The organism is Devosia sp. LjRoot3 (assembly GCF_964252865.1).
Classification (GTDB): Bacteria; Pseudomonadota; Alphaproteobacteria; order Rhizobiales; family Devosiaceae; genus Devosia.
Genome location: NZ_CAXUPK020000002.1, coordinates 301622 through 327618 on the forward strand (window position 1 = coordinate 301622; position 25997 = coordinate 327618).

General features: G+C 61.9%; 27 protein-coding genes. 10 read left to right on the forward strand and 17 right to left on the reverse strand.

Features of this window, described 5'->3' with window-relative positions; genetic code table 11:
• Positions 1-8: 8 nt before the first annotated feature.
• A complete protein-coding gene (locus tag ACSQ2A_RS08565) occupies positions 9-1178 on the reverse strand; it encodes a hypothetical protein (RefSeq protein WP_436071864.1) in 1170 nt (389 codons plus the stop codon).
• Positions 1179-1362: 184 nt separating this feature from the next.
• Complete coding sequence (locus tag ACSQ2A_RS08570; protein WP_295415627.1) at positions 1363-1935, reverse strand: DUF1134 domain-containing protein; 573 nt, start codon at positions 1933-1935, stop codon at positions 1363-1365.
• A 97-nt stretch (positions 1936-2032) separates the two neighbouring features.
• Here ACSQ2A_RS08570 and ACSQ2A_RS08575 point away from each other — a divergent pair, with 97 nt between their 5' ends.
• From ACSQ2A_RS08575 to ACSQ2A_RS08585, 3 genes are all read left to right on the forward strand, one after another.
• Entirely contained in the window at positions 2033-2530 is a 498-nt protein-coding gene (locus tag ACSQ2A_RS08575; protein WP_436071865.1) for a YHS domain-containing (seleno)protein, read from the forward strand.
• Positions 2531-2599: 69 nt separating this feature from the next.
• Positions 2600-3310, forward strand: a complete 711-nt coding sequence (chpT, locus tag ACSQ2A_RS08580; RefSeq protein ID WP_295415623.1) for a histidine phosphotransferase ChpT — start codon at positions 2600-2602, stop codon at positions 3308-3310.
• Between the two features lie 83 nt (positions 3311-3393).
• Positions 3394-3765, forward strand: a complete 372-nt coding sequence (locus tag ACSQ2A_RS08585; RefSeq protein ID WP_295415621.1) for a response regulator — start codon at positions 3394-3396, stop codon at positions 3763-3765.
• Here ACSQ2A_RS08585 and ACSQ2A_RS08590 read toward each other — a convergent pair.
• Complete coding sequence (locus ACSQ2A_RS08590; RefSeq protein WP_436071866.1) at positions 3762-5027, reverse strand: RNA polymerase sigma factor; 1266 nt, start codon at positions 5025-5027, stop codon at positions 3762-3764. The two genes, ACSQ2A_RS08585 and ACSQ2A_RS08590, sit on opposite strands and share 4 nt — an antisense overlap.
• An 81-nt stretch (positions 5028-5108) precedes the next feature.
• Positions 5109-5975 carry an alpha/beta fold hydrolase gene (locus ACSQ2A_RS08595; RefSeq protein WP_436071867.1) on the reverse strand — a complete coding sequence of 289 codons (867 nt, stop codon included), beginning with the start codon at positions 5973-5975 and terminating at the stop codon, positions 5109-5111.
• A gap of 162 nt (positions 5976-6137) precedes the next feature.
• Here ACSQ2A_RS08595 and ACSQ2A_RS08600 point away from each other — a divergent pair, with 162 nt between their 5' ends.
• Positions 6138-6761: a hypothetical protein gene (locus tag ACSQ2A_RS08600; RefSeq protein ID WP_436071868.1), complete on the forward strand. Its 624-nt coding sequence runs from the start codon at positions 6138-6140 to the stop codon at positions 6759-6761.
• 60 nt (positions 6762-6821) lie between these two features.
• Here ACSQ2A_RS08600 and ctrA read toward each other — a convergent pair whose 3' ends face one another.
• Positions 6822-7529, reverse strand: coding sequence for a response regulator transcription factor CtrA (ctrA, locus tag ACSQ2A_RS08605; RefSeq protein WP_035085763.1), 708 nt, complete (start codon positions 7527-7529; stop codon positions 6822-6824).
• A gap of 430 nt (positions 7530-7959) precedes the next feature.
• Here ctrA and fliI point away from each other — a divergent pair, with 430 nt between their 5' ends.
• Together fliI and fliJ are read left to right on the forward strand one after the other, a co-directional pair.
• The gene (gene fliI / locus ACSQ2A_RS08610) at positions 7960-9288 is read left to right on the forward strand and encodes a flagellar protein export ATPase FliI (protein ID WP_436071869.1); all 1329 of its coding nucleotides are present in this window, start codon (positions 7960-7962) and stop codon (positions 9286-9288) included.
• A 58-nt stretch (positions 9289-9346) separates the two neighbouring features.
• Complete coding sequence (fliJ, locus tag ACSQ2A_RS08615) at positions 9347-9760, forward strand: flagellar export protein FliJ (RefSeq protein ID WP_295415613.1); 414 nt, start codon at positions 9347-9349, stop codon at positions 9758-9760.
• Between the two features lie 98 nt (positions 9761-9858).
• Here the strand turns inward: fliJ and ACSQ2A_RS08620 are convergent, their stop codons facing one another.
• The 3 genes from ACSQ2A_RS08620 to ACSQ2A_RS08630 all read right to left on the reverse strand — a co-directional run bounded on the left by ACSQ2A_RS08620 (position 9859) and on the right by ACSQ2A_RS08630 (position 12441).
• Positions 9859-10446, reverse strand: a complete 588-nt coding sequence (locus tag ACSQ2A_RS08620; RefSeq protein WP_436071870.1) for a PRC-barrel domain-containing protein — start codon at positions 10444-10446, stop codon at positions 9859-9861.
• Between the two features lie 403 nt (positions 10447-10849).
• Complete coding sequence (locus ACSQ2A_RS08625) at positions 10850-11308, reverse strand: GNAT family N-acetyltransferase (protein WP_436071871.1); 459 nt, start codon at positions 11306-11308, stop codon at positions 10850-10852.
• A gap of 41 nt (positions 11309-11349) precedes the next feature.
• Positions 11350-12441 carry a zinc-binding metallopeptidase family protein gene (locus ACSQ2A_RS08630; protein ID WP_436071872.1) on the reverse strand — a complete coding sequence of 364 codons (1092 nt, stop codon included), beginning with the start codon at positions 12439-12441 and terminating at the stop codon, positions 11350-11352.
• Positions 12442-12536: 95 nt separating this feature from the next.
• Between ACSQ2A_RS08630 and ACSQ2A_RS08635 the strand changes: the two genes are divergently transcribed.
• Both ACSQ2A_RS08635 and ACSQ2A_RS08640 read left to right on the forward strand, forming a co-directional pair.
• Positions 12537-13148 carry a LysE family translocator gene (locus ACSQ2A_RS08635; RefSeq protein WP_436071873.1) on the forward strand — a complete coding sequence of 204 codons (612 nt, stop codon included), beginning with the start codon at positions 12537-12539 and terminating at the stop codon, positions 13146-13148.
• An 80-nt stretch (positions 13149-13228) separates the two neighbouring features.
• Positions 13229-13426 carry a DUF2934 domain-containing protein gene (locus tag ACSQ2A_RS08640; RefSeq protein ID WP_295415604.1) on the forward strand — a complete coding sequence of 66 codons (198 nt, stop codon included), beginning with the start codon at positions 13229-13231 and terminating at the stop codon, positions 13424-13426.
• 61 nt (positions 13427-13487) lie between these two features.
• Here ACSQ2A_RS08640 and flhA read toward each other — a convergent pair whose 3' ends face one another.
• From flhA to fliF, 6 genes are all read right to left on the reverse strand, one after another.
• On the reverse strand, positions 13488-15641 hold the full coding sequence (gene flhA, locus ACSQ2A_RS08645; protein WP_295415601.1) for a flagellar biosynthesis protein FlhA: 2154 nt from the start codon (positions 15639-15641) through the stop codon (positions 13488-13490).
• 92 nt (positions 15642-15733) lie between these two features.
• Positions 15734-17101: a sigma-54-dependent transcriptional regulator FlbD gene (gene flbD / locus ACSQ2A_RS08650; protein ID WP_436071874.1), complete on the reverse strand. Its 1368-nt coding sequence runs from the start codon at positions 17099-17101 to the stop codon at positions 15734-15736.
• Between the two features lie 20 nt (positions 17102-17121).
• On the reverse strand, positions 17122-17412 hold the full coding sequence (gene fliN, locus ACSQ2A_RS08655) for a flagellar motor switch protein FliN (protein ID WP_295416240.1): 291 nt from the start codon (positions 17410-17412) through the stop codon (positions 17122-17124).
• A gap of 56 nt (positions 17413-17468) precedes the next feature.
• The gene (locus tag ACSQ2A_RS08660) at positions 17469-18152 is read right to left on the reverse strand and encodes a hypothetical protein (protein ID WP_436071875.1); all 684 of its coding nucleotides are present in this window, start codon (positions 18150-18152) and stop codon (positions 17469-17471) included.
• A 4-nt stretch (positions 18153-18156) separates the two neighbouring features.
• Positions 18157-19236, reverse strand: coding sequence for a flagellar motor switch protein FliG (gene fliG / locus ACSQ2A_RS08665; protein ID WP_436071876.1), 1080 nt, complete (start codon positions 19234-19236; stop codon positions 18157-18159).
• A 6-nt stretch (positions 19237-19242) separates the two neighbouring features.
• Complete coding sequence (gene fliF / locus ACSQ2A_RS08670; RefSeq protein ID WP_436071877.1) at positions 19243-20892, reverse strand: flagellar basal-body MS-ring/collar protein FliF; 1650 nt, start codon at positions 20890-20892, stop codon at positions 19243-19245.
• Between the two features lie 150 nt (positions 20893-21042).
• Between fliF and ACSQ2A_RS08675 the strand changes: the two genes are divergently transcribed.
• The gene (locus tag ACSQ2A_RS08675) at positions 21043-21663 is read left to right on the forward strand and encodes a glutathione S-transferase family protein (RefSeq protein ID WP_436071878.1); all 621 of its coding nucleotides are present in this window, start codon (positions 21043-21045) and stop codon (positions 21661-21663) included.
• A 243-nt stretch (positions 21664-21906) separates the two neighbouring features.
• Here the strand turns inward: ACSQ2A_RS08675 and sciP are convergent, their stop codons facing one another.
• From sciP to ACSQ2A_RS08690, 3 genes are all read right to left on the reverse strand, one after another.
• The gene (gene sciP, locus ACSQ2A_RS08680; protein WP_035085775.1) at positions 21907-22185 is read right to left on the reverse strand and encodes a CtrA inhibitor SciP; all 279 of its coding nucleotides are present in this window, start codon (positions 22183-22185) and stop codon (positions 21907-21909) included.
• Positions 22186-22372: 187 nt separating this feature from the next.
• The gene (locus ACSQ2A_RS08685) at positions 22373-23068 is read right to left on the reverse strand and encodes a flagellar hook assembly protein FlgD (RefSeq protein WP_295415586.1); all 696 of its coding nucleotides are present in this window, start codon (positions 23066-23068) and stop codon (positions 22373-22375) included.
• A 12-nt stretch (positions 23069-23080) separates the two neighbouring features.
• Positions 23081-24499 (reverse strand): flagellar hook-length control protein FliK, encoded by a 1419-nt coding sequence (locus ACSQ2A_RS08690; protein ID WP_436071879.1) that lies wholly within the window; start codon positions 24497-24499, stop codon positions 23081-23083.
• Positions 24500-24781: 282 nt separating this feature from the next.
• On the opposite strand from ACSQ2A_RS08690, the gene mnmA reads away from it, so the two are divergent.
• Positions 24782-25933, forward strand: a complete 1152-nt coding sequence (gene mnmA / locus ACSQ2A_RS08695) for a tRNA 2-thiouridine(34) synthase MnmA (RefSeq protein WP_295415582.1) — start codon at positions 24782-24784, stop codon at positions 25931-25933.
• The last annotated feature ends 64 nt before the right edge of the window (positions 25934-25997 follow it).

Here is a 25997-nt window from a genome sequence, read left to right on the forward strand (position 1 = left end):
GGGGCGGGTTACCGCCCCTGAATTTCCCGCAATGCCGCGAGGCGATCCGACACCGAACCCCGGCGCGGGCCATCGCTGGTCGGCGGCTCCAGCGTCCCCATCGACTCCCCATCATCGGCAAAGCGTTGCACGCGTTCGAAGAGGCTTTCCTCGGGATTGTCGTTGAGCGGGGTATCGTGGTCGACGGCATAGACCAGCCGGCTGACGCTGGCGGCAATGTCATTGAGTTTTTCGCGCAAGTGCGCCTCTTCGAAGCGCTCGGTTTCCCAATCCGCCAGGATCGAGGATTCCACATTGGCGACCTTGGAGCGCAGCCGCTCCACTTCGTCTTCAAGACCGAGCTTGTCGGCGAGCAATTGCTCGACCCGGCCATGGCTTTCGGCAACGGCTTCGCTGGATTCGGCAAGGAGCGCGTTGAGTCGGTTTTCGGCGCTGGCGATACGGGCTTCCGCGGTGACGAGCGCCTCGGCGTTTTCGTCTTCGCGGGCATCGCGCCGGGCAAGGGCATCGCGCATCTGGGCGATGGCGGCCGTGGCCTCGGACGAGCGGCGATCAGAGTTTTCCAGCCGGTTGATAAGGCTGCGGGCCTGATCTTCAAGGAAACTTGCGCGCTTGCGCTCGATGGCCAGCAGCGCCGTCAGCCGGTCGATATCCTGATCATAGTCGCCGCTGAGGTTTTCCGAGCCGGTCGGCTCAGGGAAACCCTCGCGCAGGCTTCCGCGCAGGTTTTCGATCTCGTCCTGGCGCACTTCCACGTCGCGGTCGCGCATGCGCAGCCGTTGCGCCAGGTCCGTGCCTTCCTTTTCGAGTTCGAGCACGCGGGCCCGCAGATCGACCTGCCTTGTCTCGAGCTCGGAAACCACGGCCATGTGCTGTTCGCGCTCGGCTTTCAGCGCACCGAGATCGGTGCGCTTCTGGTTCACATCGCTCAATTGCTCGGCAAGGCGCTTGCGCAGCGTCTCGACATTCATTTCGAGCCGGCGCGTCGAAAGCGCGAATTCGGCGCGCAATTGATCCTTGTCAGCGCGGAATTCGGAGAGGGTAATGGGCGTTGCGGCCTCGATGCGGCGCTTGGTCAGGCGTACCGCCCGCTTCCACACGGCCGGCATGATGATCAGCGCAACCAGTCCTGCCACCAGCAGGCCCAGTGCAAAATACATCATGTTCTCGATCAGCATCGCGCATACTCCGGCCGCAAGGCAGCCCCGGCACAGCCGGCTCGTCCATATTCCGATTTAGCGCCCCGGTTTTACCCTGGCCATCTCCACAGAAGATTAACCCTAACGGCCCCGGGACACGAGTCACGAAAAAGCCGGGGACAAAGCCCCGGCTTGTGAAGATTGTTCGGCGAAGCCATGGGCCTCAGAAGGGGTTCCAGGTGGGCTCATTGGTGAAGTTGAGATAGCCGACATTGATGCCGAGACGGGCGCCGACGCCGGAGCGGATCGGCACGACGACGACATTGCCGCGCTTGGTCACGGTCATGCCCAGGCCACCGATCACATAGGCCGAGCCATCGACGCCGGGATAGCGGCCCAGAATCTCCTGGATGGTTTGCAGGTTATAGACCAGCATCATCACCTTCGAGCCGTCGCCGCCAACGTCGAAGCCGATGCTCGGACCCTGCCAGAAGATCGAATATTCCCCGGCATTGCGGGTATAGAGTTTGCCCTCGCCATATTTGGCGCCGACAAACAGGGCGCCGCCGGCTTCCTCGCCGAGGATATAGCCATTGGGCAGGCCGAACTGGCTCACGGCCTTTTCGACCACAGAGGCAAGGCCCTGGCTGGCAGAGCCGAAGAACTGGTGTCCGCTTTCAACCAGCTCCTCACCCGAATAGGTGTCGCTCAGCGAACCCTGTGCCAGGGCGGGTGCAGATGCCGGCAGTGCGAGCGCCAGCAACAGGGCACCGATTTTGGCCAGGCGTTTGAACATGGATCATCTCCCTTGGGCGGCTCAGCGTGGTTACGAAGACATTAAGGTCTTTGCGGCAAATTTACCGCCGACGACGTGCCGATCCTGGATTTCGATCATGCAGCAAACCTCTAAACAAATCTTAACCATGTTCGCCGTGGTGCTGCCGCTTTTTGGGCCGTTTTCTGCCCATTTTACCCCCGCGATCGCCCAGTCCGTCGTCAGCTACATCACCGCCGATCCACTCACCGGCATCGCCATAGGCGGCATGGACCCGGTTTCCTATTTCACCGAAAAGGCTCCGCAGCAGGGCAAGGCGGAATTCGAATTCTACTGGATGGGCGCGCCCTGGCACTTTGCCAATGAAGCCAATTTCGAAATCTTCAAGCGCCACCCGGAAATCTATGCACCCCAATATGGTGGCCACGGCGCCATGAGCATGGCGCGCGGCTTTGTCTCGGATTCAGATCCGCGCCTCTACACCGTGTTCAAGGACCGCCTTTTCCTCTTTTATTCGGCAGCCAATCGCGAGGCATTCCTGCTTGCGCCCGATGCTGCCGCCCGTCAGGGCGCCGCAAACTGGCCAGCATTGTCCAAAACGCTATCGACGCAGTAGTGCTGGGCCGCGCGTCCCTTTATCCTTCCCAAGACTGATTCACCGCTTCGGCGGGCATGGAGACCTAAGATGACCGATATCATTGAGCTCAAGGCAACGGACCTCGCCGCAATGCTGTGCTCGCGGGTTTGCCATGACCTGATCAACCCCATCGGCGCCATCGGCAACGGGCTCGAAGTTCTCGCCGATCCCTCGCAGGCCGAAATGTCGGAAGGCGCGCGCGATCTCATCGCCAGCGCCGCCAAGCAGAGCCGGGCAAAACTCGAATTCGCCCGCCTCGCCTATGGCGCCTCCTCGACCGCCGGCACCGATATCGACACGCGCGAATGCGAGCGCGTTGCACGCATTCTCTTCGATATCGAAAAGGCAGATCTCGACTGGCAGGTGCCGCTGATCTTGCTGCCCAAGCACAAGGCCAAGCTCCTCATGAACATGCTGCTGATCGCAGCGGGTTCCGTGCCGCGCGGTGGCCTCGTCACGGTCAAGGTCACAGGTCCTGCCGGCGAAGAGAAGTTCGAATTCAACTCCAAGAGCGATCCTGAAAAGCGCCAGAAGACGCTGATCCCATCGGGTTCGGCTGGCCTTCTCTCGGGCATGCCGGAGGAAGGTTCGGTCGACGCCCGGGGTATCCAGCCCTTCTATACCGGCCTTCTCGCCCGCATGACCGATATGGAGATCGATATAGGCATCGAGGCCGACATCTTCTTCTTCACGGCCATCCCCAAGGCCAAGGAAGAGGTTGTCGCCGAGGAAGCCAAGGTCGAGACGTCAGGCGAATAGCGAAGAGTTTCTTTTTCGCTAACCATTCCCAAACCACTTGCCGCGCATAGTCCGGGCAGCGCCTGCCTGCCCGGAGCTCCGCCATGCCCACTTGCCTGATCGTTGACGACTCCACCGTCGTGCGCAAGGTTGCTCGCCGCATTCTCGAGGATCTCGATTTCACGGTCGAAGAAGCCGAGGACGGCCAGGAAGCCTTCGAGAAGTGCAAGGCCGACATGCCGGACGCGATCCTGCTCGATTGGAACATGCCGATCATGAGCGGGCTCGAATTCCTGAAATTGCTGCGCGCCTTCATTGGCGGGGAAAAGCCGCATATCGTCTATTGCACGGTCGAGCACGACATCGGCGCCATCGCCATGGCCCGCAAGGAAGGCGCCGACGACTATATGATGAAGCCTTTCGACCGGCAGAGCCTCGAAGCAAAATTCGACCTCAGCCGGTTCGAAACGGTCTAGCCGGCGACTTCCGCCGCCCTGCCCAGCAGATACGCCTTCTCGCGCTCGTTCCGCGTCAGTTCCGCGGCGTGCCGGAAATCGAGATTGGCCTCGGTATGCCGCTCGAGTTTTCGCAGGAGGTCGCCGCGAACGCCATAGAGCAGGTGATAGTTCTCGAGCATCCCACCTTCTCGAATGGCCTCCACCAGGGGGAGGGCAGCCGCCGGCCCTTCGGCCATGGACACAGCTACGGCCCGGTTGAGTTCAACCACCGGCGAGGGCATGATTTCCACGAGCACGGCGTAAAGTGAAGCGATCCGGCGCCAGTCCGTATCGGCGGATTTCCGCGCCCTTGCGTGACAGGCCGCGATGGCCGCCTGCAGCGCATAGGGGCCGGCCACACCATTGAGCGCATTGACGCGATCGAGCCCGGCAAGGCCGCGCCGGATCATCAGCTGGTCCCAAAGCGCCCGGTTCTGGTCCGGTAGCAGGATCGGTTCGCCCTTGGCATTGGTGCGGGCGTGGAAGCGGCTATGCTGGATTTCCATCAGGGCTAGGAGGCCATGCACTTCGGATTCCTCGGGCATCAGCCGGGCGAGAATGCGCCCCATGCGCATAGCTTCTTCGCAGAGCTGCGGCCGCATCCAGTCCTCGCCGGCCGTTGCCGAATAGCCCTCGTTGAAGATGAGATAAAGCACGCCCAGCACGGATTGCAGCCGCTCGACCCGCTCCTCGCCGCGTGGAACTTCAAAGGGCACGCCAGCATCGGCAATAGTGCGCTTGGCCCGAACGATGCGCTGGCCGATGGTCGTGTCATTGGCCAGAAAGGCGCGAGCGATCTCTTCCGTCGTCAACCCGCCGATCAGCCGCAGCGTCAGGGCGACGCGGCTTTCGGCAGGCAGGATGGGGTGGCAAGATGTGAAAATGAGGCGCAGGAGATCGTCGCCGACGTCGTCGTCCATACTATCATGGATGGCGGTTTCGGCGTCCGGCACCTCGTCCTCCATGATGCGGCCGACTTCTTCGAGCTTTCCCTGCGCCATCTTGCGGTGGCGGAAATAGTCGATGGCCTTGCGCTTGCCCGCCTGCATCAGCCAGGCACCAGGATTGCGCGGCACCCCGGTTTCCGGCCAATGTTTTAGCGCCGCCATCAGGGCGTCCTGCGCCAGTTCCTCGGCCAGCGAGATGTCGCGCACCAGACGTGTAAGGCCCGCGATCAGCCGCGCCTGTTCGACGCGCCAGACCGTGGCAATTGCCCGGTCGGTTTCTTGGCGATTGCTCATTGACCCCTCCAAATCGCTGACAAGGTTGCCAGCGAAGTGGCGCGAGGAAAAGACTGGAGTGGCCGATACCGGCAGGTGTGATCATTGATCGAACATGCCTTTGGGGGTTTCGCCCTTGAGGAAGGGTCCGACAAAGCCCATCAGCAGGTCGACCTGATTGATCACCGCCGTGTGCGAGGTCGCCGGCAGGATGGCAAGGCGCGAGGCGCCGAGAGGCTGGCCCATGTCGCCCGGCTCGCCGCCGCCGAGCAGGCGGAACATGCTCACGATATGCTCGAGCGTCATCATGTCGGCATCGCCGGCAATGATCAGCACGGGCGCCTTCAATTCCTTGACCTCATCGCCCCATGCTAGCGGTTCATGTTCCAGCGCGATCATGCGCTCGACAAAGGGCCGGAAGCCCTCGGGATTGGGTGCATATTGTTTCCAGGCGTCTTCCATCGGCGAGCCGATGAACATTTCCGGGGTCATGGTCGGGATCATCTGGAGAAAAGCTGGCTGCGAGCCCGCCATGTCGTAGCTGACCGAGGCGGCGACGAGCTGGTCGACCTTTTCGGGGTGGTCGATGGCAAGCCGCAGGCCCGCCGCGGCGCCCATGGAATAGCCAAAGATATCGGCCTTTTCCAAGCCGACCGCATCCATGAAGGCGGCAACGTCACTGGAGAGGTTGGGATAGGTGATGGGCCGGTCGATGTCCTCCGTCCGCCCATGGCCCTGGAACTCGATGGCATAGACCGTGTGGCTTTCCGCCAGCGCCGGAATGATGCCACCCATGGTGGGAATGTTCATATAAGCGCCGTGCAGCACGACGATCGGATCGCCGGAGCCGGAGACTTCATAGTAGAGGTCCATGCCATTGACCTCGACGGTCTTGCCGACGGGTTCGGTCTGGGCGAGGGCCGGGCTCACAGCCAGCAGCAGGGCGGCGATGGGGGCAAGGCGCAGCATTTTCGTCTCCTCGATAGTGGCCCTTCAGGGCATTTCGATAAGACGACGAACCAGTTGCATTGGTTTCTACATGGCCCGCGATTTTTCTGCATGGCCCGCTCAGCTTCGGTTCAGCTTGGCAGCGCTAGAGGCACGCCCACACTTTCCGAGGGGAAACTTTTCATGCGCACTGCGTCCGTGCTTGTCTTCATTGCCTGCCTCGCCATTTCGCTCAAGGCAGAGGCCTCGCCCATCACCAATACCTGGATCGATTCAGTGTCTCGCTCCGGCCCGGCTTCACCCGAGCCATGGGGCGAAGTCAAACAGGTCTATAACGTCACCATCGGCGACCAGCCTGTCGTTCTCGAAGAAACCTCAATTGCAGACCTCGCGGCCAGCCTCGGCGCTGCAGCGCAGAACTGGGGCGAGGCGGGGGAGGCCACCACCTGGGCGTGCCTCTCGCGCAATGCGGAAACGCTCTGGCTCTATTCGGATGGTGAAATGGGCGGTGGTGCGGTGACCGGCGTGGCCATCGATGTGCGTGATCCGGCTCCCGCCTCGGCCAATTGCGGCACCTGGCCCGCCGACCTCAAGGTCGATCTCGGCATGATGGGCATCGGCCTGCCCGCCGATGTCATTGCCGCCAACTACTTGACCGGCCAGCCCGATGACTATGGCTGGTTCCGCAGCACCAATCTGACCGACGCCGCCACCCCGCCGGGCAAGATCTGGCAGGAACTGACCTTCCGCGCCAATGCCGATGGCACGGTGGATGCCATGGCCGTCATGCAGGAAACCGGTGACTAAACCCAAAAACAAAAAGCCCCGCAGCGGTTGCGGGGCTTTTGCATTTCTATCGCCGGAAGATCAGGCGACGTTTTCGCTATAGACATCGGCCTCATCGGGCTCGCGCAGCACATAGCCGCGGCCCCAGACGGTTTCGATGTAATTCTTGCCGCCGGTGGCAACGCTGAGCTTCTTGCGCAGCTTGCAGATGAAGACGTCGATGATCTTCAGTTCCGGCTCGTCCATGCCACCATAGAGGTGGTTGAGGAACATTTCCTTGGTGAGCGTCGTACCCTTGCGGAGCGAAAGCAGCTCCAGCATCTGGTATTCCTTGCCCGTTAGATGGACGCGGGCGCCCTGCACTTCGACGGTCTTGGTGTCGAGATTGACCATGAGGTCGCCCGTCGAGATGACCGACTGGGCATGGCCCTTGGAGCGACGAACAATGGCGTGGATGCGAGCCACGAGTTCGTCCTTGTGGAACGGCTTGGTCATGTAGTCGTCGGCACCAAAGCCGAGACCACGGACCTTGTCTTCGATGCCGGCAAGGCCCGAGAGAATAAGGATCGGCGTCTGCACCTTGGCGACGCGCAATGTCCGCAGAACCTCATAGCCGCTCATATCGGGCAGATTGAGATCCAGCAGGATAATATCGTAGTCGTAAAGTTTGCCGAGATCGACGCCTTCCTCACCGAGATCGGTGGTGTAGACGTTGAAGCTTTCGGACTTGAGCATCAGTTCGATGCTCTGCGCCGTGGCGCTATCGTCCTCGATGAGGAGTACCCGCATTATATTCCCCTTGTCATTCGTTCCTGCTGGAACCCGCGTGATGGGATGACAAGTCCAACCACCACGCTCCAACCCTACTGGATATGACTGAAGCCTAAGCCCAAATAGTTAACAAAGTTTAATTCGCTTCGGCAATACGCAAACACTGGTAAGGTGATTTTAATTTAAGTGTTTGAAATTGTTAAGAAAAATAGATGAAAATTTCTTAAGGTAGTACGTTAAGAAGTGCCTACAAGCGATTCAGGCGACTCGTGCATTCCGTGATGTGGGAGTGATTTGGGCACAAAGCTCCGCCATCTACGCCAGCGGCCCGAACGCTCAGCCAATAGCGAATTTAAGTTAATGTTCGGTTATCTTGCGATTCGCGCCGGCCCCGATTCGGAGGCGGGACGTAAACCATATTTGTGTCAGCAAAAGGCCCGAACCAAGCATGAAGGCGCTCATATCGGCCATCGATGCCATCGACGATGTCGAGGTGTTCGGGCGCGTCAAATCGGTTCAGGGGCTGCTGATCGAGGTGGTCGGCCCGGTGCGTGAACTGCGCGTGGGCGGTCGCGTCATGATCGAGGGTAGCGACGGCGGACACCTCGCCGCCGAGATCATCGGCTTTCGCGATGGCCACGCTCTTTGCCTTCCCTTCGGCGAGTTGAGTGGCGTGCGCATGGGCTGCAAGGCGGTGTTCAAGCGCCACGACGGCTCGGTCAACCCCTCCATGGCCTGGCTCGGCCGCGTCATCAATGCCAATGGTGAACCCATTGACGGCATGGGGCCTCTGGCGCGCGGCGCAAAATCCTATCCGCTGCGCCAGTCGCCGCTTGCAGCGCATGATCGCGTGCGCGTCGGCGATCCCCTTGATCTCGGCGTGCGCACCCTCAACACCTTCACCACGCTCTGCGAAGGCCAGCGCATGGGCATCTTTGCCGGCTCGGGCGTTGGCAAGTCCGTGCTCATGTCGATGCTGGCGCGCAATACCAATGTCGACGTCTCGGTCATCGGCCTCATCGGCGAGCGCGGCCGCGAAGTGCACGAGTTCATCCAGGAATATCTCGGCGAGGAGGGCCTCAAGCGCGCCATCGTCGTGGTCGCGACCTCGGACGAAGCCGCGCTCATGCGCCGGCAGGCCGCCTATATCTCGCTGGCGCTTTCCGAATATCTGCGCGACGAAGGGTTGCGGGTCCTGTGCATGATGGACTCGCTCACCCGCTTTGCCATGGCGCAGCGCGAGATCGGTCTTTCCATAGGCGAGCCACCCACGGCAAAGGGTTATCCACCGACCGTCTTCACCGAATTGCCGCGTTTGCTCGAACGTGCAGGCCCTGGAACGCCTTCTACCGGTTCTATTACCGGACTATTTACCGTTTTGGTGGAAGGTGATGATCACAATGAGCCCATTGCTGATGCCGTTCGCGGTATTCTCGATGGGCACATCGTGATGGAGCGCGGCATTGCCGAGCGGGGGCGTTATCCCGCCGTCAACGTGCTCCGGTCCATTTCGCGCACCATGCCAGGGTGCGTACCGGCCGAGGTTCGGCCGGTTCTGGCAAGGGCGCGAGAGCTCATGTCCATATTTTCGGACATGGAGGAACTGATCCGGCTGGGGGCTTACCGCAAAGGGTCAGATCCGAATGTGGACCGCGCTATCGCGGTGAATCCCAAGCTGGAAGGGTTCTTGAACCAGCAGCGGGAGGAAACGTCGACGATCGCCGAGGGCTATGAACGCCTTGCGGAGATCATCGCCGAGGCGGATGCGCAGGTCTGACGGGAGTGTGCTTGGGGCCTCTTTCGGAGACTGACTTGATGTGTAAGGAGTACAGGTCTTGAAATCGCGCAGTGAGAGCCTCATTCGGCTCAAGAAGTTCAATGTCGACGAAAAGCGCCGGCAGGTCATGCAGATCGAAATGATGGTCGCGGACTTCGAGCGCATGGCTTCCGAACTCGACCAGCAGATCGAGATCGAGCAGACCAAGACCGGCATTTCCGACGTGGCCCATTTCGCCTATTCCACCTTTGCCAAGGCCGCTCTGCAGCGCCGCGACAATCTCCTGGCCTCCGCCACCGATATGCGCGGCAAGCTCGAGACGGCGCAGGACCAGCTGGCCGAAGCCCTCGAAGACCTGAAAAAGGTCGAACTGCTGGACCAACGCGAACATCAGCGCGAGCGCGACGAGCAGAACAAGATCGAGCAGGCCGAATTCGACGAAGTGGCCCGTCAGCGTTTTCGTAACCGCTGAATCGAGAATTCAGAATGAAAAAAGGCCCGCCGAAGCGGGCCTTTTCCTTTCCTTGAGCCTCCAGTGAGCAAAGGCCCTCAGGAAAGATTCCTGAGATATTACTGCGTAGTAACGGGAGCCGGGGCCATGGCGTCAGGCGCGGCCGGAGCCATGCCATCGGCGGCCGGAACGTCAACCGGCTCATCTTCGGCCCAGACGAAGTCAGGCGCAGTGGTCAGGGCCTCAGCCGTAGTCGGCAGCACCCAGCGTTCGGTATTGTCAGCGGCGAGGGTGAATTCAAGCGCGTCGAAGTCGACGGCAACGCTCTTTTCGCCAATGCCCAAGAAACCACCGACGCCGATCACCACGGCTTCGATCTGGCCTCCTTCAGAAAAGACGAGATCGCTGATCGAGCCGATTTCTTCTGCATCGTCACCGGCGGTCGAAAAGACCGGCTGGCCAATCAGGCGCGTACCGAGATTGTCCGTATCGGCAGCGACATAGCCGGCCGACATATCCCAGGGCTCGTTGACATCGGTGGTCTGCGCAGCGCCCGTATCAAGCGGTGCAGCCGGAACTTCGGCGGCGGGGGCTTCAGTCGTCGTCGCCGGAGCATCGGTCGGGGCGGGGGCGGGCGTCGCCTGTGCGAAAGCAGCAGTACCCATGAGCATGGCAACGGTCGTGGTGGTCAAGAGAGTGCGGATCATTGTAGGCTCCAATGGTTCAGTTGTTTGAACAGGGCCATGCGGCGCAAAACTTGCCGGTAGAGTGCCGTGTGGCCCGTTGATTGATGAACGCCTCTATCCCCATGGCGTTCCCCATCAATTTCCCAAGGAATTGTGGAACCATTGAACGATTTGCTTCGCAAACGTTGAACGGTCTTTAAGAAACCATTGAAAAGGCCGGCTCCCGCGCGAGGCGGTGCCGGCCCTTTTCCGCCTCCCTGGCGGTTGGTCGCGTCCTGCGAAAAGACAAGAATTCGCGTTCTTGCCTTAAGTAGCACCACACCTGGTTGCCGCCCGGCAGGACGCGCTCTATGAGCGACAAGCCCACAATAACGCAGGTTTGAGGGCAGGAGTCCCTCGGCCGGGTTAATGCGTTAAATTTGAATTAATCGATTAAGGCTGCGCTGGCCTTGTCATAGTCGCGCATGGCCCGATGTGGCATGCCGCCATCCATGAATTCGGGGCCGAAAGCGACGAAGCCGAGCTTCTCGTAAAGCCCCAGCTTGTCCGATTGTGCAGTAAGGTAAAAGCGTTCGCTTCCCTTGGCCCGCGCATCCGCCATGGCCTTTTCGATCAGCTTTCGCGCCACGCCCTTGCCGCGCCAGGCCTGGTGCACGGCCACCCGGCCGATCTTCATGTGCTCGGGCTGCTCGATCAGCCGCAGCGTCGCAACCACATTGCCCTCGGCCACAGCGACATAGTGGATCGCGGTGAGGTCGTAGCTATCGAGCTCTTCCTCCTCGGGCACTTTCTGCTCCCAGACGAACACCTCCTTGCGCAGGGCGAAGGCGGCATTGGAAAGGGTCGAAAAAACGGGGACGCGAAGAATGATGATGTCGGACATAAACGAGGGTTTACCAGCAAGCGCCTGATGCTGGAAGTCCGTCAGCCTTCGACCTCAAGCGCCGCCAGATGCCCCAATGCTGGCGCTTGGTGCACCAGATCGTTCACAAAACCCAGCTTTTCGATCACCGCCGGCGTCAGCACGAAGGGATAGGCATCGGTCTGTCCCATGGCGCGATTGAGATTGTTGAGTAGCGAAGCGAGCGGGATCCAGTTGTCGATGATCCCTGCCATGTCCGGCGCCATATAGGGATCGAAGTGCACTGGCGGCATGGTCAGGCTCTCGTCGCCAGTCCGGGGCCTTGCCCTGACGCCGAACGCGGCTGCCATCTCCACCGTGTCGATGATGTGGAGGTAGTGCGCAAACGTTTCGGCGAAATCCTCCCAGGGATGGGCCGTGGCATAGGCCGATATATGGGTTTGCGGCCATCCTGCAGGCGCGCCATTGGCGTAATAGGCCTGCAGCGCCGCGCCATAATCGGCCCGTTCGTCGCCGAAAAGGGCGCGAAACTGCTGTTCCGGCGGCTGCCCATCCACGAGCAGATCCCAATAGTGGTGCCCGATCTCGTGCCGGAAATGTCCGAGCAGGGTGCGATAGGGTTCGCCCATGCCGGTGCGGCGGCGCTCCCGCTCGGCGTCGTCGGCTTCCGCCAGCGCGATGGTGATGACGCCGCTTTCATGCCCCGTCATCACATGCGGGGCGCTGCCGGCATCGGCGAGAAAGCGGAAGGCGAGGCCGTGCTCGGGGTCCTCGTCCCGTGCTTTCAGCGGCAAGGCCAGGCGCAATAGCGAATAGACCAGGCGCTTCTTGGCGCGTTCCATAACCTGCCAGCGCAACAGATTGTCGGGATTGTCGAGCGCGGGAATGGTTTCGTTGTGGAGGCAAGCCGCGCAAAGCACCGGCCCGCCCGTTTCGGCCGCAATCAGCCAGTTGCAGGCCCCATGCCGGGCATTGTCGCAATAGATGTACGCTTGCCCCGGAAAGGCCGGCGCCAGCCAGCTCCCCGCCGCCTCATCGAGCGAAATGAGCGCATTCTCCTCAGGCAGATAGCCCAGCGCGTGGCCGCAATGCTCGCAGCGGCTGTTCTCGAAATAGACGGTATTGCCGCAATGATCGCAGACGAAGAGGCGCATGCCGGTCCCCTGTTGGTGACGGGGATAATGTCATGCAGGACTTGCCGTTCCGCGCGAAAAGAGAAACTGTCCGAAAAACCGCCCGGAGGACCGCCATGAGCGTTGAATTTCTCATCACGACCCTGATCGTCGTCGTCTCCCCGGGCGCCGGGGCGCTCTACACCATCGCCGCCGGCCTCGGCCGCGGCAGCAAGGCCAGCGTCTGGGCGGCCTTCTTCTGCACCATCGGCATCGTGCCGCATATGATCGCCGCCATCACCGGTCTTGCCGCCATTCTCCATGCCAGCGCGCTTGCCTTCGAAATCATCAAATATCTCGGTGTTGCGTATCTCCTCTATATGGCCTGGGCGACACTGCGCGAAACCGGCTCGCTCTCGGTCTCGGCCAATGCCGAACCCAAGAGTCTCAAAGACATGGCCGTCGAGGTTGTGCTGATTAACCTCCTCAATCCAAAGCTCTCGATCTTCTTCTTCGCCTTCCTGCCGCAATTCGTGCCGGCCGATGCGCCGGGCGCGGTGCCGCAGATGCTGCAGCTGAGCCTTGTCTTCATGCTCATGACCTTCGTGGTCTTTGCGCTTTACGGGCTCTTTGCCGCCGCCATTCGCGGCCATGTCATCTCAAAGCCGGCGATCATGACCTGGATGCGCCGCTCCTTTGCGGCCGCTTTCGTGGCACTCGGCGCCAAACTGGCACTGACCAGTCGGTAAAATCTCTCGTCACGGCCGCGTCGTCGGCAACTGCTAGGTCAGGCTCGCGTTCTGCATTCATGCGTAACGAGGAGAGCACCATGCCGCATGTCGAGGAATACAAGGTTCGGGATCGCGCCTACCAGCTTTGGGACGAGGCCGGCCAGCCTGAGGATCGTGAACAGGAATTCTGGTACCAGGCCGAGCGAGAGCTGGCCGAAGAGGAAGAGGTCGATACCTCCCGCGAAGCCTCGGTGATCAACCTGCCGCCGCTGACCGCTGGCAATCTCGCGAACTGACCAAATAGAAAGGGCGAACCAGTGGTTCGCCCTTTCGTTGTTCTGATCCTGCCGGAAGCGCCTAGATGGCACCCACCGTCTTGAGGCGGACGCGGGGGTGAACCTCGTTCTGGCTCATCACCACCGTCTGCGGGCGGAAGCGCTCGATGATGGCGCGCACATGCGGGCGGATCGATGGCGAGGTGATCATCACCGGCAGTTCGCCCTGCTGCGCCGCCTTTTCGAAGGCCTGGCCGACCGAGACGATGAACTGCTGCAAGCGGCTCGGTGCCATGGCGAGGTGCCGGTGTTCGCCTTCGCCCACCATGGCTTCGGCAAAGTCGCGTTCCCATTGTGGGGAGAGCGTGAGGAGCGGCAGGTTGCCGTCCTGGCCGAGATTGGCGGCGCAGATCTGGCGGGCAAGACGGCTGCGCACATGCTCGGTGATCGCCTGGATCGAGCGGCCGGGCGCTGCCACTTCGGCAATGCCTTCGAGGATGGTCGAGAGGTCGCGGATCGAGATGCGTTCGGTGAGCAGCGCCTGCAGCACGCGCTGGACGCCCGAGACCGAAATCTGGCTCGGAATGATGTCTTCCACCAGCTTCTGCTGATCCTTGGGCAGGCCCGAGAGCAGGGTCTGCACATTGGCATAGCTCAGAAGTTCGGCGACGTTGGCCTTGAGCACTTCGGTCAGGTGGGTCGAGATCACGGTTGACGGATCGATGATCGAAAGGCCGCGGAGTTCGGCTTCGTCGCGCAGCGCCGGATCGATCCAGGTTGCCGGCAGGCCAAAGGTCGGCTCGGTCGTCTGGTGGCCCGGCAGGTCGATCGGATTGCCATAGGGGTCCATGACCATCAGCAGGTTGGCATGGATCTGGCCGTGGGCAGCTTCCACTTCCTTGATGCGAACCTTGTAGTCATTGGGCTCGAGCTGCATGTTGTCGAGAATGCGGACCGGCGGCATGACAAAGCCCAGTTCCAGCGCCAGCTGGCGGCGCAGGGCTTTGATTTGCTCCGTGAGACGATCGGTGCCCGTTTCGTCTTCCTTGACGAGGCCGAGCAGGCCATAGCCGAGTTCGAGCTTGAGATCGTCGATCTTGAGGCTGTCGCTGATCGGCGGTTCGCCGGCGGGCGCGGCACCGGGCTGGCCGGGTGCACCAGGAGCCTTGGCTGCGGCTTCCGCCACGGTCTTGGCACGCTCGACCACTTCACGGGCGGCCTTGCCGCGCGAGGCGCGGAAGGCGGCGTAGCCGACGCCACCTGACAGCGCAAGGAAGGGAAGCAGCGGCATGCCGGGCAGCAGGGCAAGGGCGGCCATCACGGCCGATGCCATGCCCAGGGCCTTGGGGTAACCACCAAACTGGGCGGTCAGAGCCTTGTCGGCAGCGCCAGCAACACCCGACTTGGAAACGAGGATACCGGCTGCGGTCGACACGATCAGCGCCGGGATCTGGCTGACAAGGCCGTCGCCGATGGTCAGGAGCGTATAGACGTTGCCTGCTTCCTGGATCGTCAGGCCTTCCTGCATCACGCCGATGGCGATACCGGCCGAGACGTTGATGAAGGTGATGATCAAGCCGGCAATGGCGTCGCCGCGCACGAATTTGGAGGCACCGTCCATGTTACCGAAGAAGGCGCTTTCGCCTTCCAGTTCCGCACGGCGCTTCTTGGCGGTGTCTTCGTCGATCAGGCCTGCCGAAAGGTCGGCGTCGATGGCCATCTGCTTGCCGGGCATGGCGTCCAAGCTGAAGCGCGCCGCGACTTCGGCGATACGGCCGGAACCCTTGGTGATGACGATGAAGTTCACGATCACGAGGATGATGAAGATCACGATACCAATGATGAAGTTGCCGCGCGTCACGAAATTGCCGAAGGCCTCGATGACGTGGCCGGCAGCGTGGGTGCCGTTATGGCCTTCCGAGAGGATGAGACGGGTGGTCGCCAAGTTGAGGCCAAGCCGCAGCATGGTGGCGATGAGCAACACAGTGGGAAAGGACGAGAATTCCAGCGGCTTCTGAATAAACAGCGCCGTCATCAGGATCATCACCGAGAAGACGATCGAGATGGCGAGAAGTCCGTCGACCAGCAGTGCCGGCAGCGGCACGATCAGGATGACGATCAGCCCCATCACACCGGTGGCGAGTGCGATGTCGCCCGAACGCAGCAGGTCCATCACCGATTTGGGCGTGGGTAGCTTGAACGCGAAGCGGGAAGGCGAAGAAGAAATATCGGTCATCGTGCCGGTCCTATGGCCTCAGGCCAAAGTCGAAAACCCCTCTCCCAGGATGGGAGAAGGGGAAGAGAGGTCGCGGGGATCGAGGCGGGCGCTCAAGCCACGTTCCGCCGTTCGCCGGGCTCGGGAATGGCGAGCCCTTCGTCGGAATATTGATTGAGCTTGTTGCGCAGCGTGCGGATCGAAATGCCGAGGATATTGGCCGCATGGGTGCGGTTGCCCCAGGTGTGGTCGAGGGTATCGAGGATCAGCTCGCGCTCCACATCGGCCACGGTCCGGCCGACAAGGGCACGGGACATGGCTTCGGCGGTTTCAGCCAGCAGGTGAGCCGGCGAATTTGCGCGGGCGGCTTCGTTGAGGCCCATGCCGTCGGGCAGCACGATGGCTTCCGAACCGATCATGGTGCCGGTGGCGAGAAGCACCGCGCGATGCAGCGTGTTTTCGAGTTCACGGACGTTGCCCGGCCAGGGCGCGTGGAGCAGGGCAGTGCGGGCATCCTCGGAAAGCTCGCGCTTGGGCAGGCCATTGGCCTTGGCATATTTGGCCACGAAGTGATCGGCCAGGGCCACGATGTCGCCGGGGCGCTCGCGCAGGGCCGGGAGCTTGAGGTTTACGACGTTGAGGCGGAACAGCAGATCTTCGCGGAACGAGCCTTCGCGCACCGCTTCCGTCAGGTTGCGGTTCGAGGTGGCGAGAATGCGGATATCGACCGGTACGGGCTTGGTGCCGCCAACGCGGTCGATGACGCGTTCCTGGATGGCGCGCAGCAGCTTTGCCTGCAGGCGTACATCCATTTCCGAAATTTCGTCGAGCAGCAGGGTGCCGCCTGACGCTTCCTCGAATTTTCCCACCCGGCGGGCGATGGCGCCGGTGAAGGCACCCTTCTCGTGGCCGAAGAGTTCCGATTCCAGCAGGGCTTCGGGAATAGCGGCGCAGTTGACCGAGATGAAGGGCTTGTTGGCGCGCTTGGAGCGCGAATGCACGAAACGGGCGACGACTTCCTTGCCGGTGCCGCTTTCGCCGGTGATCAGGATGGAGGCCTCGGAGGCCGCGACCTGCTCGGCCATTTTGACGACGCGCTGCATGGCCGGATCGCGGAACAGGAAGTCTTCGCTGTCGCGCGAGACGGCCTGGATGACGGCGGCGATCAGCGTCGCGTCGGGGGGCAGGGGGATATATTCCTTGGCGCCGGCGCGGATGGCGTTGACGGCGGCGGCGGCATTGGTCTCGACGCCGCAGGCGACGACGGGAATGGCGATGCGTTCGGCTTCGAGAGCGGCGATGAGGCCGGCAATGTCCATCATCACGTCGACAAGCAGCAGGTCGGCGCCGCGGCCCGTGCGAAGCGCGGCCATGGCGATGTCGATACCGGGGGCGTGAGCGACCTTGGCGCCGCCATCCATGGCCATTTTGGTGGCCTGGCTCAGTTGACCTTCGAGGGCTCCGACGATGAGGAGACGCATAGCAGTCACTCCCGTTCTTCTTATTGGGGCTTGATGATCTCGGTCATGGTGACGCCGAGCCTGTTTTCCACCAGCACGATTTCGCCACGCGCCACGAGGCGGTCGTTGACGTAGATTTCGACGGCTTCACCGACCTGGCGGTCGAGTTCGACCACAGTGCCGGTATTAAGCTTCAAGAGGCTCGCGACCGGCATCTTGGTGCGGCCGAGCACGACCGATACCCGCACGGGCACGTCGAACACGGCTTCGAGGTCGTCAGCGGTACGCTCGACATAGGCCTCGGCGCGGTTATCGGACCCGGGGCTGGGCATGTCGCCCGCGCCAAAGTCTTCCATTTCAGCGGCGTCGGTCTGAGGATCGGTCGGGTTCATTCACCGCTCTCCTTGGCTATATGTGATCCAGCCTTGTTCGCCTTGGCGGCGAGGTAGGCGGCAATTGTCTCATCGATCTCGGCGTCGAGCCCGTCGGCGTCTCTGATAAGGCCGCCATCGACCCATTCGAGCCGGCCGTCGCCAAGGCGGATGTCGGGTTCGCCCATGACCACCAGGCGGCCGGCATAGCCCGAGGTAGCGATCTGGGCAGTCGCGATGTCGCGGATCTGGTCGGCCAGGTCTTCGTGGCAGCGGATCACCAGATGCGGTACGCCGGTAAGGCTGGGCATGCATTCGGCGATCAACGCTTCGAGTTCCGCAGTCGGCTCGCGGCCGACGAGATGGAAAGCGAGCTTCCGGCCGACGCTGACGGCAAGGCCCACGGCTTCCTTGTGGCTTTCGGCGCGTGCCTCATCGAGCGCCGCGGTCATGCTTGCGGCATGGGCTGCCAGGGTTCCTGCCGCGGCAGCGATGGTCTGGCTCGACATCGAGGTGGCGTTGCTTTCGCCCGCCACAAGACCCTCGGCATAGCCTTCTTCGCGCGCTTCGCGCACCAGACGCTCGACGACTTCCTCGGCGATGCCGACAGGCTCGGGCGGCAGTTCGGGCATGATGCTCTGGGGCAGGACCGGGTGGTCGGCCAGATCGAGATCGAAGGTGAAACGGGCAAGGGCGGCCATGGCGTCAACCGATCATCTGGTCGTCGCCCTTGGACTTGACGATGAGGATTTCCCCCTTCGCTGCAAGGTCCTTGGCAACCGACACCATGCGGGCCTGGGCTTCGTCCACGTCTTTGAGACGCACCGGGCCCATGGCCATCATGTCGTCCTGCATCAGCTTGGCCGCACGGCTCGACATGTTTTTCAGGAAGAAATCCTTGATCTCGTCGTTGGCGCCCTTGAGGCAGAGCGCCAGTTCGCGCTTGTCGACGCGAGAGAGCAGGGTCTGGATCGCCGACATGTCAAGCTTGGCCAGATCCTCGAAGGTGAACATGAGCGACTTGATGCGCTCGGCATCTTCGCGGCTCTTTTCTTCAAGGCTCGTGATGAAGCGCGCTTCGGTCTGGCGATCGAAGGTGTTGAAGATTTCAGCCATCAGTTCATGGCTGTCGCGGCGCTTGGAGGTATTGAGCGTCGAGATGAATTCGGTGCGCAGCGTCTGCTCGACCTTTTCGAGAATGTCCTTCTGCACCACGTCGAGGCCGAGCATGCGCTGGACGACTTCCATGGCCAGTTCCTCGGGCAGCGAAGCGAGCACGTCGGAAGCGTGTTCCGGCGCGATCTTGGAGAGGATCACAGCCACGGTCTGCGGATATTCGTTCTTGAGGTAAGCGGCGAGAACGTCGGCCTGAACGTTGGAGAGCTTTTCCCACATGTTGCGACCGGCCGGACCACGGATTTCTTCCATGATCGCATCGACGCGATCCTGGGGCAGGAAGCTCAGGAGGAGGCGTTCGGTCGAGTCCGAATTGCCCGCCACATTGCCGTTCGAGGCAATGTTGGTGACAAATTCGGCCATCAGCTCGTCGAGCATGGCCGGGGTGATCGGGCCCAGTTTGACCATGGCGCGCGAGAGCGTCTTGATCTCGTGTTCGTCGAGTTCTTCAAAGATCGGCTTGCCGTGATCGGGGCCGAGCGCCAGCATCAGGGCCGCGGCCTTCTCGTCGCCCTTGAGGGCGCGATAGTTCGAGGCACCGCCGATCTTGAGCTGGGGGCCGCCAGAGCGGGCTTCCGGGGTTTCAACGGCTTGAGCGACTAGGGCCATGTCAGATCACGCTGCGTTGGAGAGCCAGCCGCGCACGATCAGCGCTGCCTGCTTGGGGTTTTCTTCGACCAGGGACCCGACGGACTTCAGCTGCTGAAGCTGCTGCTCGCCGAGGGCCTTGGCGTCTTCGATCCAGTCGTGGTTGGCAAGCGCCGCGCGGGCCGCGTCGCTCATCGGTTCGCCGATCGAGGTGATGACATTGCCTTCCGCGTCGAGCGTCGTGCCCTGGCCCAGTTCCACGGCGGCCGGCAAAGCCAGCGGCTCGGGTTCGGGGCTGATCACCTTCTTCAGCAGCGGACGCAGCACGAAGAACAGGAGGGCCAGCGCGATCAGCAGGGTCACGGCCATTTCCGCGCCGTTCATCAGGTCGTCGCGGGTGAAGTCGAGAAGGCCACCCTGCTGGTCGGTGCCGGGCGGCGCCAGTTCCGGACGTTCGGCAAACTGCATGTTGACGACTTCAACCGTGTCGCCGCGTTCGGCCGAGTAGCCGACGGCCGAGCGAACCAGCGTCAGGATCTGGGCGATCTCGTCGGCGGAACGGGCGGTATAGGTCATGTTGCCGGCGCCATCGTCGGCATAGGTGCCGTCGACAACCACAGCCACCGACAGGCGCTTGAGGGCGCCGGCTTCGGTCACGGCCGTCTGGGTTTTCTTGGAAATCTCGTAGTTGACGACTTCCTCGGTCGAATTGCCCTGCTCGGTATTGCCATTGCTGGCGCCATTGCCGCTGGCGCCCGGCAGTTCGTTGGCCACGGTCACTTGGCCCGCAGCAGCGCCGGACTGGTTCTGGGCTTCGCGGGTCTGGGTCGAACGGACGACCTGACCTTCGGGGTCGAAGGTTTCTTCGGTCACGGTCGAGCGGTTGAAATCCATCTCGGCCGAGATTTCGACGCGGGCCCGGCCGGCGCCGACCACATTGGCCAGCATGTCCTCGACACGGGTGCGGATGCGGTTTTCAAAGGCGAGCGAACGCTCTTCGGCCTGGCCCGACATGGCGCCGAGACCATCGTCTTCGGTTCCGGAGGCAAGAAGATTGCCGGCATCATCGACGATCGACACGCGCTGGGGGCTCAGGCCCTCGATGGCTGAAGCCACGAGGTGCTGGATGGCGCGGATTTCCCCGTTCGAGAGCGCGCCGCGCACGGAAAGAACGATGGAGGCCGAGGGGTCCTTGCGCTCGCGGCGGAAAAGTTCGCGCTCGGGCAGGACGAGGTGAACACGCGCGCCCTTGATGCGCGAGAGCGAGGAAATAGTGCGGGCCAGTTCGCCTTCGAGGGCGCGAACATTATTGATGTTCTGGACAAAGCTCGTGGCACCGAGCGTCGATTGCTGGTCGAAGATTTCGTAGCCGACCTGGCCGCGCGTGGGCAGGCCCTCGCCGGCAAGGTTCATGCGCAGCGTCGTGATCTGGTCGCGCGGCACGAGAATGGTGTCGCCGTCGCCGCGCAGTTCGTAGGGCACATTGGCCGTTTCGAGCTGGGAGATGATGGCCGAAGAGTCTTCGAGGCTGAGCCCGCTATAGAGCGGGGACAGGTTCGGCGTCTGGGCCCGCATCATCAGGAAGACGAAGAAGCCCATGATCAGGACGGCCACCGTCGCCATGGCGGCGATGCGCGGCATGCCGATGCGGTTGATGAGAGTAGTTAGACTTTCCACGCTGCCACTCGAGTTTGGTCAAGTGCAATCGTCGGAGCCCCCGTCGACCGCTGGGCAAAAATTACCCATCAGATGGTAAACAATCTCTTAACCACTCGAACCAATTCGAAAAATCAGGCAAAAACTGCCTAGTCGATTCTGGAGTTAAAAATGGTTCGGGTGCTCGGCCGCGTAACCTCGATCAATGTGCGCAAGGTATTGTGGGCACTGGACGAATTGGGGATTTCCTATGAACGCGAGGATTGGGGCCTGCCGCTGCGCGACCCCAAAGTGCCGGAATACCTGGCCCTTAACCCCAATGGCAGCGTACCGGTCTTTGTGGACGACGATGGGTTCGTGCTCTGGGAGAGCAATGCGGTCATCACCTATCTCGCCCATACCCGCGGCGGACTGCTGTTTTCCGAACATCACGCGCTCGCGCGGGCCTTGCAATGGATGAGCTGGCAGGCGACCGAACTCAATCCGCCCTGGATGTATGCCCTGCATGCGCTGGTGCGCAAAACACCCGGCTATGACGACCCGGCAAAAATTGCCGAATCAACCGCGCGCTGGACAGCCAAGATGGATATTCTCGAGGCCGAACTGGCGCGAGGCAGGCCCTTCATTGCCGGCGACGATTTTTCCATTGCCGATATCGTCCTCGGCCTCTCGATCCATCGCTGGTTCATCGTGCCGTTCGACCACAAGCCCATGCCGCATGCGCAGGCCTATTACGAGCGCCTGAAGCAGCGCCCCGCCGGCGCCCGCTGGATGCCCGACGATATGGTCTAGTTTTTGGGCTTTTTTGCGCTCAGGGTCACCCAACCCACAGTGTCATTCCCGCGAAAGCGGGAATCCCTGTTTTGAAACGAGATTCCCGCTTTCGCCGTGAAAAGCGGACTTCCGCTTTTTCGCGGGGATGACGGGGTGAGGGTGGAAAACACTTGGGTCCTTAGCCAGGGTACTCACCCCAAAACGCGCAAAACCCCCAGGGCCTCGGGCCGTGGGGGCTACGCATTAGTCCTGACCCGAAACTCAGCCTTCGCGGTAGTGCTGAATCCAGGTTGTCCGCAATCCGGCAAGGCCATGCTTGTCGATGGCAGCCTGCCAGTTGAGAAATTCGTCGACGCTGAGCGTGTAGCGTTCACAAGCCTCTTCGAGGCTCAGAAGGCCGCCACGCACCGCGGCAACGACTTCTGCCTTGCGGCGAATTACCCAACGACGGGTATTGGCGGGAGGCAGATCCGCAATGGTGAGCGGGCTGCCGTCCGGACCGATAACGTACTTTACGCGAGGACGCATCTGTACGGTCATTTTACTCTCTACTCAACCTGACCATATGACCAAGAGAGTAGGACGGTGACCTTAAGATACCGCTAAAGGGAAACTTACAACCGGTTAAGAATACGACGGAAAATCAATCAATTGATCCGTCATGGGGACTTCATGTGGTGACGGGCGGAGGCAGTTGCCGCGCCGTCACCCGCCGCGCATTTCCCTACTATGCGTCGGTATCGCCGTCGCCGGTCGATGGCGCTTCGGGAATGCGGACTTCCGAAACATCGCTCAGCGGTACCTTTGCGGCGCCGACGGTGACCATGGGCTGGCCGCTCGAGAAGTCGACGGCGCTGACAATGCCGATGGCGGAAGTCGTGACCTTGACCGCCTTGCCCGACAGGTTCGTGCCTTCGATAGTCATTGTATAGAGGCCATCAGGCTGCGGCTGGCCGTCGGTAGAGATGCCATCCCAGGTGAAGACGCCGTCGCCCATGTTGAGCGAGCCGTTTTGCGTATAGACCACGTCGCCCGAAGCGTTCTTGATCGTGATATTGGCATTGGCGACGTTCGCCTCGGCCTTATAACCCCACATGGCATGGGTGCCGCTCAGCTGCGTGGTCTTGCCGGTGATCGTCACCTGCTTGCCGATATAGCCCACCGCGTCCATGCGGCCGGCCGTCTGGGTCGAAGCGAGCAGGCTTTCAAGGAAAGTATTGGTCTTGAGCTGCTGCTCGACGCCGGTGAACTGCACGAGTTGCTGGGTGAACTGATTGGTATCCAGCGGGTCGAGCGGGTTCTGGTTCTTGAGCTGCGTGGTCAGGATCGACAGGAAAGTGTCGAAATTCTGCGCGATCGTCTGGCGGGAGCCGGCGAGCGAGCTGTTATTTGCTGAGGACGAACCGGAAACGCCGTCGACCATGGTGAAACGTCCTTATGCCAGGATATTGAGGCCGCTCGCCTGGAGCGCGCCGCGATAAAGGGTGATGGCGGGGGCGGAGACTTCTGTCTCCTCTTGGCTATCCTGGCCCTGGCCCGACCCGCTTCGCTCATCGCCCGAACGCTGGTTCTGATCACCGGCAAACGGGTTTTGCTTGAGCGAGAATTCGAGATTGGTTTTGCTCTGATCGAGACCGGCCTGCTGCAGCGCTTTTTCCAGCGCGCGCTGGTCGCGCTGCATCAGGTCGAGCGTTTCGGCCTTTTCGACTGTCAGCCGCGCATGCACCTGGCCATTGCTGTCGATGTCGAGCTTGACGTCGATACGCCCCAGTTCTGCCGGATCGAGCCGGATCTGGAAGCGGGTATTGCCATCCGTCACCTGGCGCGACAGCTCGAAGGCGATCTGCGGCAGGTTCAATTGCTGCTGGCTCGTCTGGTAGCCGGTCTGCACCACGCGCGGCGTCGTTGCAGCATCGAGCTGCTGGGGGGCATCGGCCTGCGCCGCGGCGGGCGCGGTCGGGGTCAGATTGAGATTATTGTCCTGGCCGCCATTGGGGCGGGCCGCCTGGGCCTGGTTGTTCGGGCCCTTGTTCTGGTTGGCTTCCGCCGGCTCGGCCGATTTGGTCTCGGCCTTGCGCTCGAGGCTTTCCGGCTCGACCTTGAGCTCGGGTTCGCTCACTTCCAGCTTCGGCTCGGTGGCTGCGGTCTTTGCCGCCAGTACCGGCTCGGGCATCTTGAGCTGGGCCGAAGCCAGCTCCGGTTCCGCCGGAATGGCCTTGGCGAAGTCGCCGAGCCCGTCCATCAGCTTGGCAAGGCTTGCCTCGGCATTGGCGTCAAGCGTCAGCCCGGCCGCGCGGAGGCGCTCGCCCAGCCAGCCATTGAGCTTGGCCGTCAGTTCGGCCTCCCCGCCGCCCTCGGCAGCAACATTCTTGGCGAGCGCGGCCAACTGCTGCATGAGCGTTGCGACGTCCATGCCCAACAATTGCGAAAGTTCGCCGATCGCGTCCTTGATATCTTCAAGTGCAGCCGGGTCGACAAGATCGCCTTCGCCCGCTTCGCCATCCGTCGCGCCTTCGGTCGTCAGGCCGAGCGCGGCAAGCGCCGCCAGCAGCGAGTCGGCCAGCGATGTGGTGCTGGTTTCGTCGCCGGCTTCCTTGTCGGTGTTTTCGTCGGCCGGCGCAGCCGCTGCAGCGGCTTCCGTGGTCTCGGGCTTATCGGCGGGCGCAGCCTCGGCCGGTGCCGGCTGGGCATCACTGCTTGGCGCTGCCGGCGCATCATTGCGCTTGGGCGGGGTCGCCGGAGCGTCGAGAAGGCGCGCGAACTGGTCGTCATTGTTGGATTTGACGGGCGGCTGCATCGGCTTTGCGGCGGAGCCGATAGCCGAGACCAAAAGATTTGCCAGTTGTGAAGCCACGATTGCGCCTCTTCGAACACGAAAGAACTCCTGACGGACAAAGCAAGAGCCTTGCCAACTCGCCTCCACTCTTTGAAATGCCTTTGTTTTCAGTCTTCTAAGGAGCCACTCGCCCTGCCTGCCTCCACGCCGTCCGTCTGATCGCCAATGCTCTTTGGGTCAGTTTCGCCCTCAACCCGGCAATTCCTGCCGGGCGGGGCAATTGCCAGAATTGCGCAATGGCGGTATGACGCGGCCTCACACTTATCCGTTGGCCCTTGAACCCATCCGGATTGGAAAGACATGTTGAATTCGCTTGATATCGCCAAGCGTCCCGAGGACACGCGCGTTGTTGTCGCCATGTCCGGGGGCGTCGACTCCTCCGTCGTTGCCGGTGTACTCGCCCGAGAGGGCTATGAAGTCATTGGCGTCACCCTGCAGCTTTACGATCACGGTGAAGCCACGCATCGGAAGGGCGCATGCTGCGCCGGCCAGGACATTCACGACGCCCGCCGCGTCGCTGCCAAGCTCGGTATTCCCCATTATGTGCTCGACTATGAAGAGCGCTTCAAAGCCTCGGTGATCGAGCCTTTCGCCAATGCCTATCAGCAGGGCGAAACCCCGGTGCCCTGCATTGCCTGCAACCAGTCGGTAAAATTCGTCGACCTGATGACCGTCGCCCGCGACCTCGGTGCCGACGTCCTCGCCACCGGCCACTATGTGCAGACGCGTCTTCTCGAAGACGGTCGTCGCCAGCTTTTCCGCCCGGTCGACAGCGACAGGGACCAGACCTATTTTCTCTTCGCGACCACCCAGCAGCAGCTCGATTTTCTGCGCTTCCCACTCGGCGGCCTGAGCAAGCCCGCCGTTCGTGAGCTTGCCCGCGAGTTCGGCCTCGAAATCGCGGAAAAGCACGACAGCCAGGACATCTGCTTCGTGCCGCAGGGCAAGTATGCCGATATCATCCGCAAGATGCATCCCGAGGCGCTGGCCCAGGGCGAGATCGTGCATCTCGACGGTCGCGTGCTCGGCACGCATGAAGGCATCGTCAATTACACCATCGGCCAGCGTAAAGGCCTCGGCGTCGCTGCTGGCGAACCGCTCTATGTGGTCAAGCTCGACCATCGCGCCGGCCGCGTCATCGTCGGCCCGCGCGAAGCGCTCAAGACGCACACGGTGCGCCTCCGCGACGTCAATTGGCTTGGTGCAATCCCCCTCGCCGAAGCCAGCGCCGGCAATGGCGCCCCGGTTGAAGTAAAAGTCCGCTCGACCCGCGGCCCGCAGCCCGCCGTCATCCAGATGCAGGGCGGCGAGGTCTTTGTGACGCTCGTCACTGGCGAATACGGCATTTCGCCCGGCCAGGCCTGCGTCTTCTACGCCGACGACAGCCAAACAGCGGAAGTGCTGGGCGGTGGGTTTATCGCCGAAGCCGTGCCGCAGGCTTTGGTGGCTTAGTCTGTCTTATTCCTCTCCCCCTCGGGGAGAGGTGGCTCGGCGCAGCCGAGTCGGTGAGGGGGTG